Source organism: Variovorax sp. WS11, assembly GCF_010499245.1.
Taxonomy (GTDB): Bacteria; Pseudomonadota; Gammaproteobacteria; order Burkholderiales; family Burkholderiaceae_C; genus Variovorax.
In genome coordinates, this window is record NZ_JAAGOW010000004.1 from 70410 (window position 1) to 86566 (window position 16157).

The window sequence follows — 16157 nt, forward strand, 5'->3', positions numbered from 1 at the left end:
CTGCGCCAAGTCAGTGGATCGGCAACTGGAGAGCGATAAGTGGGGCATTTTGGCGGATGAGCGCCGGTGTGGGGTCGAACGACGCTCGAAACGTGATTCGGCTCATTCACGGCAGACGAACGACGTGGTTGGCGTCGGCTCCTCGATTTCGAGGGGCTATCGCATGGCACTGGCTTGGGCGACGCCTCGAGCCTAATCTGCAGCGCAGATCACCAAAGGAACCGCCATGCGACCCAAGCTTTATTAAATACCCAAATCGGAAGATTGAGATCTGGATTTTGGAGCCATACGTCTGTGCTATGGCGCGCTCCACAACCATCCGCCATTTGTTAAGGAAAGATGATGAACCTCGCAAAAATCACTGCTGTCGTGGTCTTTGGCTTTGGGATTTCAGCCGGCAACGTGTTTGCCGCAGATTACGCCAATCTGTCGTACTCAAAGCCTACCGATCTAATTGCATCCACCGGCAATCTGTATTGGACGTCCTATTCAGAACCAGATGATGTACTTGGCGGGCCTAGCGTAGCCTCTATATGGCGAGCGGGAAATAATTCGAAGCCGGGAGGTGAACGATTGTTGTATTCAGAATCTAGTAACGGCTACAAGCCGTTCGGAAATATCGTGTATGCGAACTTGGGGGCTTGGTATGGTTACTTTATTGCAAACGACCAGTCATCCCCGCTGAACAAAACTTCGACCATCAAGCGAATCCCATTGGCTGGCGGCTCTGCGACTACGATCGCCACCTTGTCCCGGTTCGTGGGGAACCGGTCGCTTCGCACCGACGAAGAGTATTTGTACTGGGTAGATGAAGATGGAGTCCGCCGCATGCCGATTGGAGGGGGGAGCATCCAAACACTTGCCACCACCACCGCGGGGCACCATTTGGAATTGGGCACGAATTTCGCTTATTACAGCGATGGCAACGTCATTCGCAGGGTACTAAAATCTGGCAGCGCTACGAATGTGGTGGCGTCTTCGCCAGAGCCAATTAGTGCACTTTTTATCTATCCAATTTCGGGTGGTACGCGCATTTTCTGGGGCAGCGAAGGGGGCGGGGTGTATTCGAGGGATGTTGGCAGTACCCTAACGAGAACCTACAAAGCGACTACGACCGGATATAGAACAACGTCAGTAGGTTTTGACGGAACGAGGGTACTTTGGGCCCGGTGTACAGACTCCGGATCCGACTGCTCAGTTGGAATCCAGAGTGGCGGAGAAACTCGATACAACGTCGGAGTAGGCATCAGCAGAGTTGGCTTTGCGAATCTCCAATGGGATGCAACACAGGTTTTTTGGGGCAGTGTAAGCGGCATACACAAATACGTGCACTAGTCGTCGAAAATGTTGCGGCTCGCTGGACAACCACAGCCGCTACCTATATTAAATTTGGAGTATGGCATGAAGAATATTGTTATCTCAGTTGCGATAGTCCCGATATTTTTGGCAGCGGGATGTGGCGGCGGTGGGTCCGAGGGATTCTCTGGCGAAATATCGGCTTCATCCATCCTGGAGAGCACCCAGCCAAAACAAATGCTTGAGGAGCGGGCAAGCGAGCCAGCCCTGCATCGCTCGATAGCCCCGAATGGCGCATTGAACGTGAACGCATCAGGCGAAGTCACCGAGCTCGAGCAGCAGTTGTTGTCGCGTCGACGGAAGATTGCACATACTGCAGAGCCGATTTTGCGGGGAGACGAACAAAAGGATGGGCAGATTAGAGTGTCAATTAGCGGCTGTTTGGACGAAGGCGTACTTGAAGGGTCGCGTCCTAGTAAATCCACTGCGTGCTGAGCAGATTGGGGTCAAAATTGCGGCGCTTTATGTCGTTTTTGATCTCTCAGATGAACGTCTTCAAAACGCTGACTTAAGCCATCTGGGCGATGTGCCCGCACATTTTGGCCTTTCTTCCAATCGGGGAACTGGGGTTCATGGACCTGAAGGCGCTGCACGCCAGGATCGGGAAGTTGAGGCGGAGCACGATTCTTGGCCGCCTGGCGCCGGCATGTAGCCAGCACGAGCAAGCGGCACCCGCGGACCCGGTGTTCGCGTACCCGCGTGCCTGCTGCGCGGGCTGGCATTGAGTGAGCCGAGCGGGTCTGGGCGCTGGACATCTCCGACATCCCGCTATCGCGCGGCTTGGTGTAGTTGATAGCGGTGCTGGACCGACTTGGCTATCGAATGCTGGCGCACCGGGTGTCGATCGCGATGGAGGCCGATTTCTGCGTGGAGGCCCAGCACAAGGCAGCGAGGCAGCAACTCGCTGGGGAGCGACGGAGACCGTCAACACCTTTCGCGGCAGCCAGTTCAGCAATGCTGAGTTCGTCGCCGAAGTAGCGCGCATCGGCTCACGCGTGAGCTTGGACGGGTGCGGTTGTTGGAGGGACACGTGTTTGCGGAGCGGCTGTGCGGCTGTGGGTGTGTAGCGCAGCATGAAGTACGAGGACGCGAGGACGTGTACCTGAGGGCCATGCCGGGGGTCAGCGCCGCCTAGCTGGACTTGGCCGCGTACTTCGAGTTTTGCGAAGCTCGATGGCAATCAGTCGCATAACGGGCGAACTTCGGACATGGTCTACTTCGGCACGCTGGCTGCGCTGAAGGAGGGAAGGAGGCCGCACGATGAGGGGTTGAACGATAGTTGCAGGGCTCAACCGGTGCGTCTCCGGCGGCTTGGCAGTGGCCTTAAAAATCAAGGAATCAACCGCAGCCAATCCCCTTATCTCAGACCGCCGTATGTTCAAACGCTCAAACGAGTGGAAAGCCTCTGTGAAAGTTACATCTGCCTGAAAAGATGGTGGTGCTGTTCGCTCACTGTTAGGGTTTCGGGGCGTTCCTTCAGGCGCACTGAAAGCGCCCCGCTACCGTCACGAAACACGCTATCGATGGCACGCACATTGACCAGAACCGAGCGATGAATCTGCCAGAACGTGTCCGGATCGAGTTCATCGACGAGCTCTTTAATCGTCTTTCGGATGAGCGATTCGGAGTCCTTCGTCACGACCAACGTGTATTTGTTGTCGGCCTTGAAGTAGCAGATCTCGTCCACCGTAACCAAGCGGACCGTGGCGCCGCGTGATAAGCGAACCCATTGCAGGTGTCCACAGGGTGCGGGGGACGGTGACGCCGGTGGCAAGGCGACGCGCGACAGGTCGGATGGTCGCTGCACGACACGCTCCTTGAGGCGACCGACGGTCGTCACCAGCCGCGGATAGGACAGCGGCTTCAGCACATAGTCCATTGCGCCGGCCTCGAATGCGCCGAGTGCGTGCTGATCGAAGGCGGTGATGAACACCACGTGGCACCTTCCGGCGATCTGTCGCGCGACGTCGAGCCCGGAGAGACGCGGCATCTCGATATCCAGGAACGCGACGTCCGGCCGCTGCTTCTCGATCGCATGCAATGCCGCGACGCCATCACCGACCTGGGCGACGATGCGCAAGTCCGGCCACAGCGCAGCAAGGTGCTCCGCCAGTTCGTCGGCGAGCAGCGGCTCGTCCTCCGCGATCAAGGCCGTAGGTCCTGCGCCCATCGCAGTTTCATCCGTACTCACGCGGCACCTCCAATTCCACCGTGCAGTGTGGTCCGGCGCCGCCTTGCAGGCGCATGGCGGCGCGCTCCCCATAGAGCTCGACTAAAGCATTTCGCATGCTCTCAAGCCCTTGCTGGTCGAGGCGCACGGCACTAAGCATCCGCACGCAAGTGGCGTTCCCGCGTTCCAGTGCGACCAATTCGATGCTCACCTCCGGGCCGCTGCGCTCCAGAACGTGCGTTACCAGGGGCAGCAGCAGCGCCGGTGGGAAAGCTGCGTCTTTCAGTTCTGCCGGCAGGCCGACCCTCAGCGAGATCTGTCGGCCGTGCCCTGCTCGCATCAGTCGCGCATAAGCTTCGACCAAGGCGAATTCCTCTTCCAGCGAGGAGCGTTCACTGCGAAGTCGAGGAAGCGCAGCCCGTAGGTAAGCTGTCAAGTCATCAAGCAGGTGTTCAGCGCGCGCCGTATCGCACTCGTAGAAGCGCTTCACGGCTGCAAGCATGTCGAAAAGTAGTTTCGGATCAATCCGAGTCTGGATGGACAACAGCCGAGCTTGCACCAAGCGCTGTCGTGCAATGCGTCCCATTTCCTGCGCCTTCGTGAGACTCTCGACGGCGCGATCGCGCGCACGCCACCGGTTTACGATCACGACGGCCAGCATACCGACAATGATGTCGCTCCAGAAGTACCAGAACCAACCCTCCACCGAGGCAAAGGAGCCCATCCGCGCTGCCACCGTGGGCTGCTGCAAAGCGAACGACGACAAAATTGCCGAAGCCAAACCGAACCCGAGTACCAGCGCCAAGGTGCAGGCGATCTGGACTCCGCCCCTGAAAGGCTGATACTCGACGGCCGGCGGGCTTGCTTGCCTCCTGTTCATCGTTTTCATCCAAGCCCGCACCATGTCAGCACGCGAATTAGATGGAATGATGATCCGCGCGCACACGCCGCAGCCTTCAGCTTGCTCCAGCGTGAGCTGTGCGGAGTCCCCAAAGCGAGCCTGCAATTGGCCGCGGATGTTGACGAGGCCGAGCCCGCTGCCGCTGGTTCCGGTGCCAAAACCGACCCCATCGTCGATGACAGTCACCTCGATCTGCTGCCCATTGTGGGTCGCGGCGACTTGAATCATGCCGCCCAAATCGGCCGGAGAGATTCCATGCTTGACCGCGTTTTCGACGAGTGTGACCAGCACTGCTGTAGGGAAGGCAACGCTACGCAGTGGTGGCGGCAGATGGAGCGCGTAGTTCAGCCGCGGTCCCATCCGCATCTTGAAAAGCTTCAGATACGACCGCACAAGTTCGAACTCCTGACCCAGCGTCGAAACGGTCAGACGCAGTTGTGGCAACGCTGCGCGCAGGTAGACCATTAGATCGTCGATTGCTTCGGCGCCAGCCGCCGGTTGCTTGCGATAGAGCCGGCGCACATTGGCCAAGGTGTTGAACAGGAAATGCGGCTCGATCTGCGCCTGAAGCAATTGCAATTGCGCCTGCTCAGCCTGACGCTCCAGTTCGACTCGCGCCGCCTGAGCGGCCGTGGCGTCGGCGTTTGCTCGCTGCATGCGCCGGTGCAATGTGCGAGCACCCAGCATCACTGCGCCAAGCAAGCTGAACTTCATGCCTTCGCCGATCACCGCCCTCACCGACACCGGATCCAAACTCCCCGGATGGCGCAAGGCAAGGAACCACACTAGCGCTTGCGCAGGCAGCAGGAGGGCGAGCGACAGCGCAACAAAGCGAAGCACGGGATGCCCAACAAAGGCATGACCGACCATTGCGACTGCGACGATCAAAGCGCTGGCAATCGCCGCGGACTCAGCAAAATAGCGAACCCAAGCGCGCGCGACATCTACCAGGTCCCACACCTCGAAGAGGTGTGGCAGGAATAGGACCTGCATTGAAACCAGCATCGCCATGCCCGCCCCGACCCCTAGGGCGACTGCATTCAGGTCGCCTCGCACCCTGTGCCAGTAGCCAGGGGTAACTGTAACAAGTTGGGGCCGCAGCATCATGGCAACACACAGGTGTCAACACCGAATGATCGCGCCCAGCCATCCTATCCGCGCAGTGAAGGTGACGGAAGCGGCAACTCTAGGTGCGAGCGCGGCCTACGGCCGACGAGCGCTCCAACCGTCATTCGCCCTATTCCCACCAGATGGATGGCGATCTCCGAAGCGGCAGCGCAATCTACCGTGGCCATCGCATAGCGCTGGTCAGCGCTGAACCTGGCGCCTAACCTGCGATGCACATCACCTCTAGGCCGGGACTCCGGGATGACACGGGAATCCCATCGATGGGGCGATCGGCCGTCTTGACAGCTGATCTTCGTGAACAGGAAGACCCTGTTCGACATGTCCAAAACATTTGAAAGGAGATCGAAATGGAAATCCTGAAGTTCTTCGGCGCGGCCCCTATCGATTGTTTTGCGGCCGGCTCGCATACGCAAAAGACGACGGTTCATGTCCAACTCCACCATTTGCAATGGGCGGTGTGAAGTGATGCAAGCCTCTGAGGAGAACAAACATGTTCATCGTCATGAGAACGGTCCCCCCCGTACAAGACACACGCCTGGTGATCGCCTGCATACGCGCCTGCGTGTGGGCCGCCATCGAAGGCCGTCCGTTCTGTCCGCTGCGGCAGGAAGGCTGACACGCCCGGCGCGGCGCCGTCGCGATCGGATTGTTCCACTCGACCTCGGTCATTGGCCGCTGCTCCAGCTTGGACTGGCGGATTTTTAAATTAGCAGAAAGTTGATCGAAACCGGAAAGTCAGTCAATGAAGCAATTTTCCCTTGATCAATACATGCGCGCTCATGCCAGCGCTAATCCCCTGCCCACTGGAGAACGTTATGAATAAGCCAAATGGCCGCTTTACTGAACTACTATTAAGCGCAATCCTGACAGCGCCAGGTACGACATTCGCTCAGTTGCCTGGAGTGCTTCCATCGATCGACTATCCAGCCTCCAGCCAAATAATTCCCAACCCGGAGAGAGGGTTGTATCATCACACAGGAGACTGCGATAAGTCAGATTTTAGCAAAACTACTCTGGACAGTTACAAGATGCGCGAAAATATCACTCTTGTTATGTGCTTATACAACCTGGATATGGACTCCCCACAGGTTCCGATAGCCAAGTTCAGGGAGCAAGCACTTAAAGTTAGAGCGTCCGACGGACTCAAGATGATCTTGCGCTTTGCTTACTCACCAAAACCCATAGAGGGTTCCAATCCGGTGGAAATGAGGTTGGATGCCCCTCTAGCCCGTGTTCAAGAACATATGGCGCAAATTCTTCCATTAGTCGCAGAATTCCAGGATGTTATTGCTGTTATTCAATCGGGCTTTGTTGGAGAATGGGGCGAGGGGGCTGACTCGAAAAATTTCGGCAACGTCGGCAATGAAAACTGGGGGGATCGAAACAAAATAGTTAACAATTGGTTGGACAACACACCTTCTCATATCCAAGTACAAATACGCAGGCCCTTGATGAAGGCAAAAGCACTTGATTATGCAGATTTGGATAGTTCCACTCCGAGCGCGACTTTCGCGGATTACAAGAATAAAACGCGCATGGGCCGAATTGGACACCACAATGATTGCTTTTTAAGGAATGCCAGCGATTCAAACACATATCGTAATGTAGTGGACAAGGACTACGTTACGCGAGACTCTGATTTCGTAAGCGTCGGAGGCGAAACATGCGGCAGATCAATCCTAGAGGGAGCACGCAACGATTGTCCATCTGCAATCGCCGAAATGGGTGCTCTCAACTATGGTTATCTGAACAAAGATTGGGCTCCAATTTATATCGAAGGCTTTCAAGACCAAGGATGCTTGCCGGATATTGAAAGAAGGCTGGGATATCGATACGAACTGATTTCAACCTCCATGCGCTCTTCTGCGACTCGGGGAGGACGGATCGATTTTGAAATGACTATTATAAACAGGGGGTGGGCAGCAGCCATGAGGCCTAGGCCCGTCAAGCTAGTCTTGATTCATGTTAATTCGAATCAGGAATACAAATTTGATCTTACGACAACTGAGGATTGGCTCCCGGGGCAAAGGAGAACGATTGCTAGATCTCAGTTCCCCAATCGCAACAATTCTTCGCTTGTTCTTCCAGCAACAATGCCGGTTGGAAATTACAGAGTGGCTTTGAGCATAGAGGATTCGTTAACAGGTCAGCCCAAGTATGCAGTGCGGATTCCAAATACCAAGTTTGATTCCGTCAAGGGTTTTAATTATTTGATTAATCAGCTTCTTATAAATTGACGATGTAAGTTGCGCGCTCGCCATGTTCTGCCGATCACGGTTGGCGGTCCGAGGTCGATTCGGTCGACGACCTGATTGCCGCCATTGCAGAAGAAAACTGCGTGCCCGGCTGGACCGATCACCAGCCGCCTTTGATGTGGGCCTCGCCCCGCTCGGCCCTGAAGCCCGCGCACTGGCAGTACGAGCGCACGCGCCCGGCACTGGTGGCCGCCCGCGTGATCGGCACCGACCATGCGGAGCGGCGCAGCTTCATCCTGCGCAACCCAGTGCCAGGCAACCAGTTCGCCACCACGCGCACGCTGGTGGGCCCCTACCAGTCCATCTTGCCCGGCGAGCGGGCGCGCTCGCAAGCATGCGCTCAACGCGCTGCGCGTCATCCTTGAGTCGCACGGTTCGTACTCGGTGGTCAACGGGACCAAGCACCCAATGGAAACGGGCGACATCGCGCTGACGCCGGGCGACCACTGGCACGGCCACGCCACGAGGGCGAAGCCCAGGCCTTCTGGTTCGACTGGACATCTCGCTCGTGCATTTGCTGGAACCGATGGCCGCGCCACCCCGACGGCTGGTGGACGTCGTCGAATGTCAGGACTCGGCGATGCGCTTCGCATGGAAGGACACCGAGGCTCGGCTCGACGCGCTGGAAGCCTCGAGCGACGCCGCCGCCGACCCGGAGCACCCCCTCTTCGGCACCACGCTCACGCTGGACGCTCCCGGCATGCCGACCATTGGATCAAGGTGCACCGCATGGCGGCCGGCTTGCAGGGCGCGGCCTACCGCCAACGCTAGGTCCCTCTACGTTGTGCTGGAGGGCCACGGCTCAGCGAGATCGGGGACCAGGCCTGCGACTGGAAGTTCGGCGACGTGATCGCCGCGCCCTTGGGCGAGCGCTTGCGGTACCGCGCCGACCACGCCTCGGTCGTGGTCGAACTCACTGACGAGAAGCTCATGCGCTACTGCCGCTTCTACCAGCGCCAGCAGATTTCCTGAACACCACGGACGGACAGGGGCGGCAGCCGTGCGAACGAGGGCGCGAGGAATGGCATGGAGGACCTCCTGCGAGAGGCGAGACGACGGTGGTGCCGCTCGCCGGGCCCTGTCAGTTTGTCGCGCTGCGGTGGCGCCTCTTTTGCCCTCTTCTCCCCCTGCGCGGGCGGCTTTCAGGGCGGGAGAGAATGAGATCAACATAACAAGGCGTCGAGCAGAAAAATTGCGTGGGAGCGTGTCGGGGCAAAGTTGCAATGTCGCTCTTTCCCGCTGATTTCGTGGCGCAACTGTGGCAACGTCCGCGGCGACGATCACAATGACCATGCGCGAAACCGATCGACTCCAGACGGTCGCGGCCGTGATGGTCGCCTAGTTCCCGCCGTTCAAGCCGGACAGCGGCTGGGCCTGGCCGACGACAGCTTGAGCAACTCGTCCACAGGAACACGGGTCGATGGCGGGGCCGGCCTCCCAGTGACTGCTTTCCGGCATTGGTCAGTCTGCTGTGAGGCGGCAACCTGAGCGTCTGAGCGCGTTGGATGGCTACCAGTCCACCGGAGCGGGGTCCTCCGCTCTGGCGGTCGCCGCGGAGCTAGGCCTTCCGAGCCTTCTGGATTTTCTCGAGGATTTCCTCGGCTTGTCCAAGGAGTCGAGCTTCGTGTTTTTTGCGCTTTTCCTGCTCGGTAGTACCGTATAGGCGCGTCACCAGGGTGAATAAGAAGCCGATGGTGGTGCAGGTGAGAAACAGTACGACCCTGAAAGCCAGCGTAGCGGTGTTCGAGGCGATGAGACCCGAGACAAGTGTGACGAGCTGGCCCTCGATCTTGCCGATGACGTAGCCGGAGCCTAATGCGACGAACGCCTTTGCGATACCGGAGAATTTGCTTTTCTCGTCCTCACTAAGGGGCGTGGCAACAATCCCGGCCGCCCATCCTACTGAGCCGCCGAGCAGGCATAGCATCACCTGAAATGTCCGGTCCTCCCCTCCGATGAGTGCCGACACAATGCAGGCGAAGAACACGGCGCCTCCGATGGCGTAGCCAGCCATCTGCATGTCAATCTCGCCAGGTTCATCTTTCAAGTCGGCACTCCTGCGCCGAGCAAAGCGGCCATTGGTTCGACGAAGGGTCCATCATTGGCCCCGCGGCCTCCGTCGCCGACTTGACTACCACCGGTCTCACCGCTGGAGCTGCAGTTCTGTCAGTTCCCTGACCCACCGGTTGTAGCCATCGTCGTTCTCGAATCTAACGACAGCCTTGGCGGCAGGAGCAAACCAGTAGGTTCGAATCGCTCGACCATTTGCGCGCGAGGTGTCGTTGTTCCAAAATCCCTTTGCTTCGATCTTGAATGCGTCGAACTCCCCAGCGGGAACCGTCACTTTCTCGTAGGCGACAACGAATATGTCCAATTGGTCACGCCCGCTGGCCACCCTGGTCTTGTTTGTCCATTTGTTCTTGAACTCCCATTTCTTTCCCACTTCGAGAGGGAAATCCAGGTACTTCGGATCGGTATTGCTGTTTGTAGGCGATTCGAGCTGGTTCATGTCGATGGTCATGAGAAACTTTCCATCGTTTTCGGTGCCTTCGATATGTGTTGCCGTGACAGCAGTGACAACGCGAACATACTGCCCCTCCGAGCCTCCGAGCCTCCGGTGCGCCGGTCGCGCTGCTCATACTTCCAACGATCACCAACTTTGATGTCCGGCCGCTCGGCACGCTGAGCCAATACCGAGCTCGTCAACACCGCAAGTAGCAACGGCGCGACCCACTGCAGCAGGTGGATGCTTGGCACGCCATGGAACATGGTCATATCCGACCCCCAATCCGGTGAGCAAGTGAGGTCTCCCTGAATTGAAGCTGTAGCTCTCTCACTCAGGCTGGCGGTCCCACCTTCGGTTGGATACCTTGACAGCCCGACGACGAACGGCAACGCAGGGGTTCTTCAGTCCCGAACGCTAAGCGCACACCGCGCCATGCTACGACGAGCTCGCGACACTTGCGATAGGCCTGACGATATAGTCAAGCGCTGCGCGGGCACAGCGTACGTTTCTGCGAACACGTTTGCAATGACCGCAGCCGACTGCAGCGGTTGTCAATCTTCATCGCCGTAATCTGCAGCGTCAGCGTCGATGACCTGCTGGAGCGCGGCGGTGGACGAGTGGACGTGCATGGACGGATATCCCCGTGGTCGGCTATTTCCCATCGAACTCGAGAACTCGGCCGGAGAGTCGCTGCAGTTCGACGTCGGATGGAGCATGCAGAGCTGCCGCGCTTTTGGGAGCTGCTGAGGTGCCGCCCGACAGCCGGCCCCGCTGTAGCCGGACTACGAGGGTGTTCGGTTGGCGCCCTTGGCGTCGTCGTCGTCCTCCTCGGCCATACTTAGAATGTCCTGGGGCGACAGCTTTCCGATCAGTTCCGGGTGATCGCGGTTCACATGTGCCTGTACGGCCGCGATAAGTTCCTCATCGGTGGAGCCACGGACCGCTTCGCCGCATTCGCAGTTGATCAGCTTTCCCATGTCTTACTCCTTTCAACGGGGGTGTCAGTATGCTGCCAGACGAGCATGGAGAAAACCTTGGCGAAACCTTGGCGCCCGGGTCGGAAACGCGGATCCAACTGTGCGGCCGACTGGTGGCCAAGCTCGAGGGGCGCCGCATCGAGGAGTTGTTGCCGGGGCGGCAGGGACGACTTCTCTTTGCATATCTCGCGGCGAACCGCAGGCACGCCGTTACTCGATCCCAGCTCACGGATGTGCTCTGGCCGAACAACCCCCCGTCTGCTGCCGACGCGGCACTCAGCGCCTTGCTCACCAAGCTCCGAGGAGTGGTGGGCACGCACGCCGTGGTGGGGAAGCAGGAGCTGCGGCTGGTGCTTCCGGCAGATGCCTGGATCGACCTGGAAGCCGCCCTCGAGGGCCTGCATCGGGCGGAGTCCGCCGCCTCGCGCCAGGACTGGACGGCCGCATGGGGGCCGGCCCGCGTCGCCTTGCACATCGCCATGCGGCCCTTTCTTCCAGGCTATGACGCAGCCTGGGTCGACGCGACCCGCGAACAGATCGAAGACGTCCTGATGCGAGCCCACGAGTGCGTCGCCAATACCGGCCTCGCCCTGCGCGGCAGCGAGCTGACATCGGCCGCGCGTTCGGCGCGCGCACTGATGAAGCTGGCGCCCTACCGGGAATCTGGCTATCGCTTCATGATGGAAATTCTTGCGCTTCAGGGCAACGTCGCTGAGGCCCTGCTGATCTACGAGCGCTTGCGCCGACTGCTGAGCGACGACCTCGGCGCATCCCCCAGTCCCGCGACGCTGGCTGTTCACAGGCGGCTTCTCCAGGGCGACGCCGGTCGCCGAGGGGCTGTAGCGCGCGAATTGAAGACCGTCTTGTTCACCGACATCGTCGGCTCGACCGAGCTCGCGGCAGCTATCGGGGATCATGCCTGGCAGGATCTCCTGCTGAAGCATCAGGACATCGTTCGGCGGCAACTCGAAAGAGCAGGCGGTCACGAGGTCGACACGGCGGGCGATGGCTTTCTCGCCACCTTCGAGAGCCCTGTGCAGGCCGTGGCGTGCGCCTGCAAGGTCATGCAGCAGGTCGGCGCGCTGGGTGTCAGTCTGAGGGTGGGCATACACACGGGGGAATGCGAGGTCCTGGACGGCAAGGTGTGCGGCATCGCCGTCCACCTAGGTGCTCGCATCGCCGCCCACGCGCAAGCCGACGAAGTCCTTGTTTCGTCCACCGTCAAGGACCTCATGACAGGGTCTGACATCGAGTTCGATGATCGCGGCCTGCACACCCTTCGGGGCGTCCCGGGTGAATGGCGGCTGTTTGCTGTCCAGGTCGGGTCTGCGCCGAAAGCGCCGACGCGCGAAGCCACGAAGAAGTGACCAGGAATGCCCTACCAGAAGCCCGCTACGGCTGAGTGTTCTTGACGCCAGCTCGTGTGCGTGCGCTGCCCGGTATGCCACGCACGGGCCGCGGACATCCGCTATCTCGCGAATTCCGAGCGGAGGCTGACCAGCCGCTCATGGCCCAATACTGTTCGCTTAAGTAGAAAAGCTGCCTGAAGGGTTGGTTGGCGACCATGGCCGCACGCCGGAGCGCCGGACAATTTGTATTGGGGCACCTGGCGGCCCTGAGAACAAGCAGGGCGCGAAGTCCACGGGTACGCGAGTCGGAGCGGCGCGGTCGTGACCCGCGTACGGTGAGGTGCGTCGTTTGACCATCCGCGGAGAACGCCGATTGAGAGTCCTCGATGCGCGAATGCTGCCGCTGGCCTGGAGCAGTTCACGGAACCAGCGTCGTCGCTTTTTGGGCCTCGCTGGGGGGAAAGGCCCCGGAGTGGGGCTGCGTACGTCGGAGGAGTTCTACGTGTCCTTTGAAGGACAGCTCGGCGTGAGGTATTCGGTGGTTGGAGGCCCCTTGATGCAGCAGCCATCTCACCGCGTAGTGCGCCAGCACCCAGCCGTAGAACTCTTGACGCACCAGCTCGGGTGTCTTGCTTCGGAGCACCCGCCGGCTCTGCCGCAAATGCGTCTTGAGTTCATCGAACACGGACTCGATCTCCCAGCGCTGGTGATACAGCGCTGCCAGCTCCATGGCGGGTGCGCGCTGCGGGTCCAACAACGTCGTCAGGAGTCGGTAGCGCGGCTGCGCGTCATCCAAGCCCGGCAACTCATAGTCGATCACGCGCACAGTCATGGCTTGCTGCTCGGCCTCAGCTCGGGGAACATTGCTGGGGCGGATGACACTGAGGAACGACCCATCATCGAGCACGCGTTGGACCGGCATCTTCCACGTGCTCCCGCATCGCCATAGCAACTGCGCTCCCGTGGCTGTGGCCTGACGCCAATGTTCGAAGGAGTTGAAGCCCCGGTCGGCCATGCAAAGCATGCCTGACTCGAGACGCGGCAGCAACGCGGCCGCGAGCCCTCGCTCGCCATCGCTAAAGGCCCCAATCTTGGCACCGAGAATGGCGTGTGTCGCGCACTCGATCAATACGGCGCAGCGAGCCTGCGGATAGCCGGCATGGCCAGCGGTGATCGCACTGCTGCTCGGGTAACCGAAATCCCGCGCGTTATCAGCCTCGTCAGGTAGCTCGAACGTGCTGCCGTCAAACGCTACAAGCCGCAAGCCGGCAAAGAACGCTTGCGGATGATCCTGGGGATTGGCCAAAGGCACACAGCAGCGCTTGATCAAGTCGCTCAAGGGTGCCGAGCCGATGCGGCTGCGCAAAGCGCTAATGGAAGACTTGGCCACAAGGGCCGGCTGCGCGCCCCCACTGGCCCAGGCCAGACCCTGAGAGACGACGGCGAAGACCTCTTCGTAGGCTGCTTCGGGATACAGGCTCAAGGCCATGCAGTAGTAGACCCCAGCCACCGCAGGGAAGCTGCGAATGCGTTGGCTGTTGCAGCCGTGCTCGTCCAGCACAGCGTGCACGACATCGGCTGGTACCACCCGGGCCAGCAAACTGGCCGCCAAGAAGTCGCTAAGCCTGGCTCCCTCGCCCAACACTGCCTTCGTCCGTGCCATATCCCGTCCGCCATCGAGTTGCCACGGAAGCAATTGTAGGCGACATTACTCTAATCGAACAGTATTGGCTCATGGCCAGACCCCGTCACAATCCCCTACGCCTTCAGAGGGGCTCCGAACGGTCCTCGACTTCAACGAAGCGGATGCTGGATCAGACCATGGCAGCCGTAAACTGCCCGATCCGGAAGAAATTTCCGTTCATCGACTCCTTGGTCAATACGATGTCGCAGATCTGATGCAGTTGGCGCCGGCGCTCGGCAGGTTTAGCATGACGCCCAACACTGGTGGAGGCCTCCATGGACGTCGACCAAGCCGATCTCGGTTCCACTTCCACGGCCGGCTCCGCCAGCCTCAGCATTCGGCCCTACAGCGATGTGCCGGGCCCCAAGGGCCTTCCGGTGCTCGGCAATGCCCATCAAATCAAACCCGAGTCCTTCCACCTGCAGCTCGAGGGGTGGGCGAAAGAGTTCGGGAGCTTGTTCCGCTTCCGGATCACCGATCGCAATTTTCTAGGCGTCAGCGACCCCGCAGTCATTGCGTCGGTGCTCAAGCGGCGGCCAGAGGTCTTTTTCAAAGGTCCGCGCTTGGTGCAGGTGGCCAAGGATCTCGGGTTTCATGGCCTTTTCACGGCAAATGAGGATGCCTGGCGCCGGCAGCGCCAGCTCGTGATGGCTGGGCTGGATCCTGCGCACATGAAAACCTTCTTGCCGCAAATCGTGGACGTCGCCGCCAAGCTGAGGGATCGGTGGATCAAGGCGGCACGCGAGAGCCGTGAGATCGACGTTCTGGCCGACCTCATGCGCTACACCGTCGACGTGACAACCTGTCTGGCGTTCGGCTGCAACCTGAACACCACGGAGAAAGGCGATCAAGATGCTATCCAGCAGCACCTGAACGTGATCTTTCCGACGTTGTTGCGCCGGGCGTTGGCGCCGATCGACGTCGAACACTGGCTCCCCAAGCCCGGAGTCCGGCTGCACGTAGCGGCGCTCAGCGAGGCAGTCCAGGGGTTTATCCGGGATGCGCGGCATCAGCTCGAACAGCAGTCGGATCTCGCCAACCGGCCTCAGAACCTCCTGCAGGCACTGATCGCCGCCTGCGACAGCGAAGGAGCCAGGCTCACCGACGAGGAGCTCTCTGGAAATGTCCTGGGTATGCTTCTCGCCGGCGAAGACACGACCGCCAACACGATCGGCTGGCTCATCTGGCTGCTGCACGAACATCCGAAGGAGTGGGAGAGCGCTCAAGCGGAAGCGGACGCGATCGTCGGCGAAGGATCGATCCCGCAATCGCTGGAACAGCTGTCGCAGCTCGACTTCCTCGAGGCCTGCGCCAACGAAGCGATGCGACTCAAGCCGGTCGCGCCGATGAATATCGTCCAGGCGCATCAGGACGTAGTGGTTGGCGATGTCGCGGTTCCCAAGGGGACATTTATCACGTGCGTGATGCGCCCGGCGGGCATGGATCAGGGCCACTTTGACGAGCCCCATGCGTTCCGCCCCTCTCGCTGGCTGAAGGGTGGCCACGCTGAAGGTGGCGGAATGATGAGCGCCAAGCGCGTGGTGATGCCGTTCGGAGCGGGCCCCAGGGTCTGTCCTGGTCGCTACCTGGCTCTGGCCGAGATCAAGATGGTGATGACGATGCTCTTCTCGAACTTCGAGATCTCGACCATGTCGACCCCCGCGGGTGGACCGCGGGAGCATCTCAAGCTGACAATGTCGCCGGCCGGGCTGGCACTAAAACTTACGCTTCGCCGCGCTACAACCACTCCCGCGGCGAGCGCCGCCGACGGGGAGACTGTTCAGAGCCCCGTGTCGTGCTCAGGCGCGGCATTCCTGTCTTAAGACGAATG

At 59.8% G+C, this 16157-nt stretch carries 16 protein-coding genes; 8 read left to right on the forward strand and 8 right to left on the reverse strand.

Translation table 11 applies throughout. The features are described 5' to 3' along the window. Positions 1-342 precede the first annotated feature (342 nt). Both GXN78_RS29675 and GXN78_RS29680 read left to right on the forward strand, forming a co-directional pair. Complete coding sequence (locus GXN78_RS29675; protein WP_146163164.1) at positions 343-1335, forward strand: hypothetical protein; 993 nt, start codon at positions 343-345, stop codon at positions 1333-1335. A 66-nt stretch (positions 1336-1401) separates the two neighbouring features. Then, a complete protein-coding gene (locus tag GXN78_RS29680) occupies positions 1402-1791 on the forward strand; it encodes a hypothetical protein (RefSeq protein ID WP_146163165.1) in 390 nt (129 codons plus the stop codon). A 979-nt stretch (positions 1792-2770) separates the two neighbouring features. Here GXN78_RS29680 and GXN78_RS29685 read toward each other — a convergent pair. Continuing rightward, positions 2771-3505: a LytTR family DNA-binding domain-containing protein gene (locus GXN78_RS29685; protein WP_239143016.1), complete on the reverse strand. Its 735-nt coding sequence runs from the start codon at positions 3503-3505 to the stop codon at positions 2771-2773. A gap of 28 nt (positions 3506-3533) precedes the next feature. Further along, positions 3534-5438: a histidine kinase gene (locus GXN78_RS29690; protein ID WP_164255869.1), complete on the reverse strand. Its 1905-nt coding sequence runs from the start codon at positions 5436-5438 to the stop codon at positions 3534-3536. Positions 5439-6045: 607 nt separating this feature from the next. On the opposite strand from GXN78_RS29690, the gene GXN78_RS42040 reads away from it, so the two are divergent. The 4 genes from GXN78_RS42040 to GXN78_RS42045 all read left to right on the forward strand — a co-directional run bounded on the left by GXN78_RS42040 (position 6046) and on the right by GXN78_RS42045 (position 8782). Further along, the gene (locus GXN78_RS42040) at positions 6046-6171 is read left to right on the forward strand and encodes a hypothetical protein (RefSeq protein WP_258187257.1); all 126 of its coding nucleotides are present in this window, start codon (positions 6046-6048) and stop codon (positions 6169-6171) included. A gap of 199 nt (positions 6172-6370) precedes the next feature. Then, entirely contained in the window at positions 6371-7792 is a 1422-nt protein-coding gene (locus GXN78_RS29695) for a DUF4832 domain-containing protein (protein WP_164255871.1), read from the forward strand. 101 nt (positions 7793-7893) lie between these two features. Next, positions 7894-8175: a hypothetical protein gene (locus GXN78_RS29700; RefSeq protein ID WP_164255873.1), complete on the forward strand. Its 282-nt coding sequence runs from the start codon at positions 7894-7896 to the stop codon at positions 8173-8175. A 481-nt stretch (positions 8176-8656) separates the two neighbouring features. After that, positions 8657-8782 carry a hypothetical protein gene (locus GXN78_RS42045; RefSeq protein WP_258187258.1) on the forward strand — a complete coding sequence of 42 codons (126 nt, stop codon included), beginning with the start codon at positions 8657-8659 and terminating at the stop codon, positions 8780-8782. A gap of 586 nt (positions 8783-9368) precedes the next feature. On the opposite strand, the gene GXN78_RS29705 is transcribed toward GXN78_RS42045, so the two are convergent. From GXN78_RS29705 to GXN78_RS29720, 4 genes are all read right to left on the reverse strand, one after another. After that, the gene (locus tag GXN78_RS29705) at positions 9369-9857 is read right to left on the reverse strand and encodes a hypothetical protein (protein WP_146163167.1); all 489 of its coding nucleotides are present in this window, start codon (positions 9855-9857) and stop codon (positions 9369-9371) included. Between the two features lie 96 nt (positions 9858-9953). Then, a complete protein-coding gene (locus GXN78_RS29710) occupies positions 9954-10331 on the reverse strand; it encodes a hypothetical protein (protein WP_106560152.1) in 378 nt (125 codons plus the stop codon). After that, positions 10328-10579 (reverse strand): hypothetical protein, encoded by a 252-nt coding sequence (locus tag GXN78_RS29715; RefSeq protein ID WP_146163168.1) that lies wholly within the window; start codon positions 10577-10579, stop codon positions 10328-10330. Before GXN78_RS29715 ends, GXN78_RS29710 begins: the two co-directional genes overlap by 4 nt. 519 nt (positions 10580-11098) lie before the next feature. After that, positions 11099-11293, reverse strand: a complete 195-nt coding sequence (locus GXN78_RS29720; protein WP_106560154.1) for a DUF1059 domain-containing protein — start codon at positions 11291-11293, stop codon at positions 11099-11101. 29 nt (positions 11294-11322) lie between these two features. Between GXN78_RS29720 and GXN78_RS41525 the strand changes: the two genes are divergently transcribed. Further along, positions 11323-12660: a BTAD domain-containing putative transcriptional regulator gene (locus GXN78_RS41525; RefSeq protein WP_106560155.1), complete on the forward strand. Its 1338-nt coding sequence runs from the start codon at positions 11323-11325 to the stop codon at positions 12658-12660. 400 nt (positions 12661-13060) lie between these two features. Here GXN78_RS41525 and GXN78_RS29730 read toward each other — a convergent pair whose 3' ends face one another. Together GXN78_RS29730 and GXN78_RS29735 are read right to left on the reverse strand one after the other, a co-directional pair. Further along, complete coding sequence (locus GXN78_RS29730) at positions 13061-14305, reverse strand: IS4 family transposase (protein ID WP_164255875.1); 1245 nt, start codon at positions 14303-14305, stop codon at positions 13061-13063. A gap of 151 nt (positions 14306-14456) precedes the next feature. Next, positions 14457-14603, reverse strand: coding sequence for a hypothetical protein (locus GXN78_RS29735; RefSeq protein WP_164255877.1), 147 nt, complete (start codon positions 14601-14603; stop codon positions 14457-14459). Here GXN78_RS29735 and GXN78_RS29740 point away from each other — a divergent pair. Further along, positions 14602-16149 carry a cytochrome P450 gene (locus GXN78_RS29740; RefSeq protein WP_106561497.1) on the forward strand — a complete coding sequence of 516 codons (1548 nt, stop codon included), beginning with the start codon at positions 14602-14604 and terminating at the stop codon, positions 16147-16149. The two genes, GXN78_RS29735 and GXN78_RS29740, sit on opposite strands and share 2 nt — an antisense overlap. The last annotated feature ends 8 nt before the right edge of the window (positions 16150-16157 follow it).

What these genes read in the sequence shown, in the direction of transcription:
- GXN78_RS42040 (WP_258187257.1), top strand. Translation starts at nt 6,046, where the DNA reads ATGTTCATCGTCATGAGAACGGTCCCCCCCGTACAAGACACACGCCTG.
- GXN78_RS29720 (WP_106560154.1), bottom strand. Translation starts at nt 11,293, where the DNA reads ATGGGAAAGCTGATCAACTGCGAATGCGGCGAAGCGGTCCGTGGCTCC.
- GXN78_RS41525 (WP_106560155.1), top strand. Translation starts at nt 11,323, where the DNA reads ATGCTGCCAGACGAGCATGGAGAAAACCTTGGCGAAACCTTGGCGCCC.
- GXN78_RS29690 (WP_164255869.1), bottom strand. Translation starts at nt 5,438, where the DNA reads ATGGCGATGCTGGTTTCAATGCAGGTCCTATTCCTGCCACACCTCTTC.
- GXN78_RS29735 (WP_164255877.1), bottom strand. Translation starts at nt 14,603, where the DNA reads ATGGAGGCCTCCACCAGTGTTGGGCGTCATGCTAAACCTGCCGAGCGC.
- GXN78_RS29680 (WP_146163165.1), top strand. Translation starts at nt 1,402, where the DNA reads ATGAAGAATATTGTTATCTCAGTTGCGATAGTCCCGATATTTTTGGCA.
- GXN78_RS29675 (WP_146163164.1), top strand. Translation starts at nt 343, where the DNA reads ATGAACCTCGCAAAAATCACTGCTGTCGTGGTCTTTGGCTTTGGGATT.
- GXN78_RS29730 (WP_164255875.1), bottom strand. Translation starts at nt 14,305, where the DNA reads ATGGCACGGACGAAGGCAGTGTTGGGCGAGGGAGCCAGGCTTAGCGAC.
- GXN78_RS29695 (WP_164255871.1), top strand. Translation starts at nt 6,371, where the DNA reads ATGAATAAGCCAAATGGCCGCTTTACTGAACTACTATTAAGCGCAATC.
- GXN78_RS29715 (WP_146163168.1), bottom strand. Translation starts at nt 10,579, where the DNA reads ATGTTCCATGGCGTGCCAAGCATCCACCTGCTGCAGTGGGTCGCGCCG.
- GXN78_RS29710 (WP_106560152.1), bottom strand. Translation starts at nt 10,331, where the DNA reads ATGACCATCGACATGAACCAGCTCGAATCGCCTACAAACAGCAATACC.
- GXN78_RS29740 (WP_106561497.1), top strand. Translation starts at nt 14,602, where the DNA reads ATGGACGTCGACCAAGCCGATCTCGGTTCCACTTCCACGGCCGGCTCC.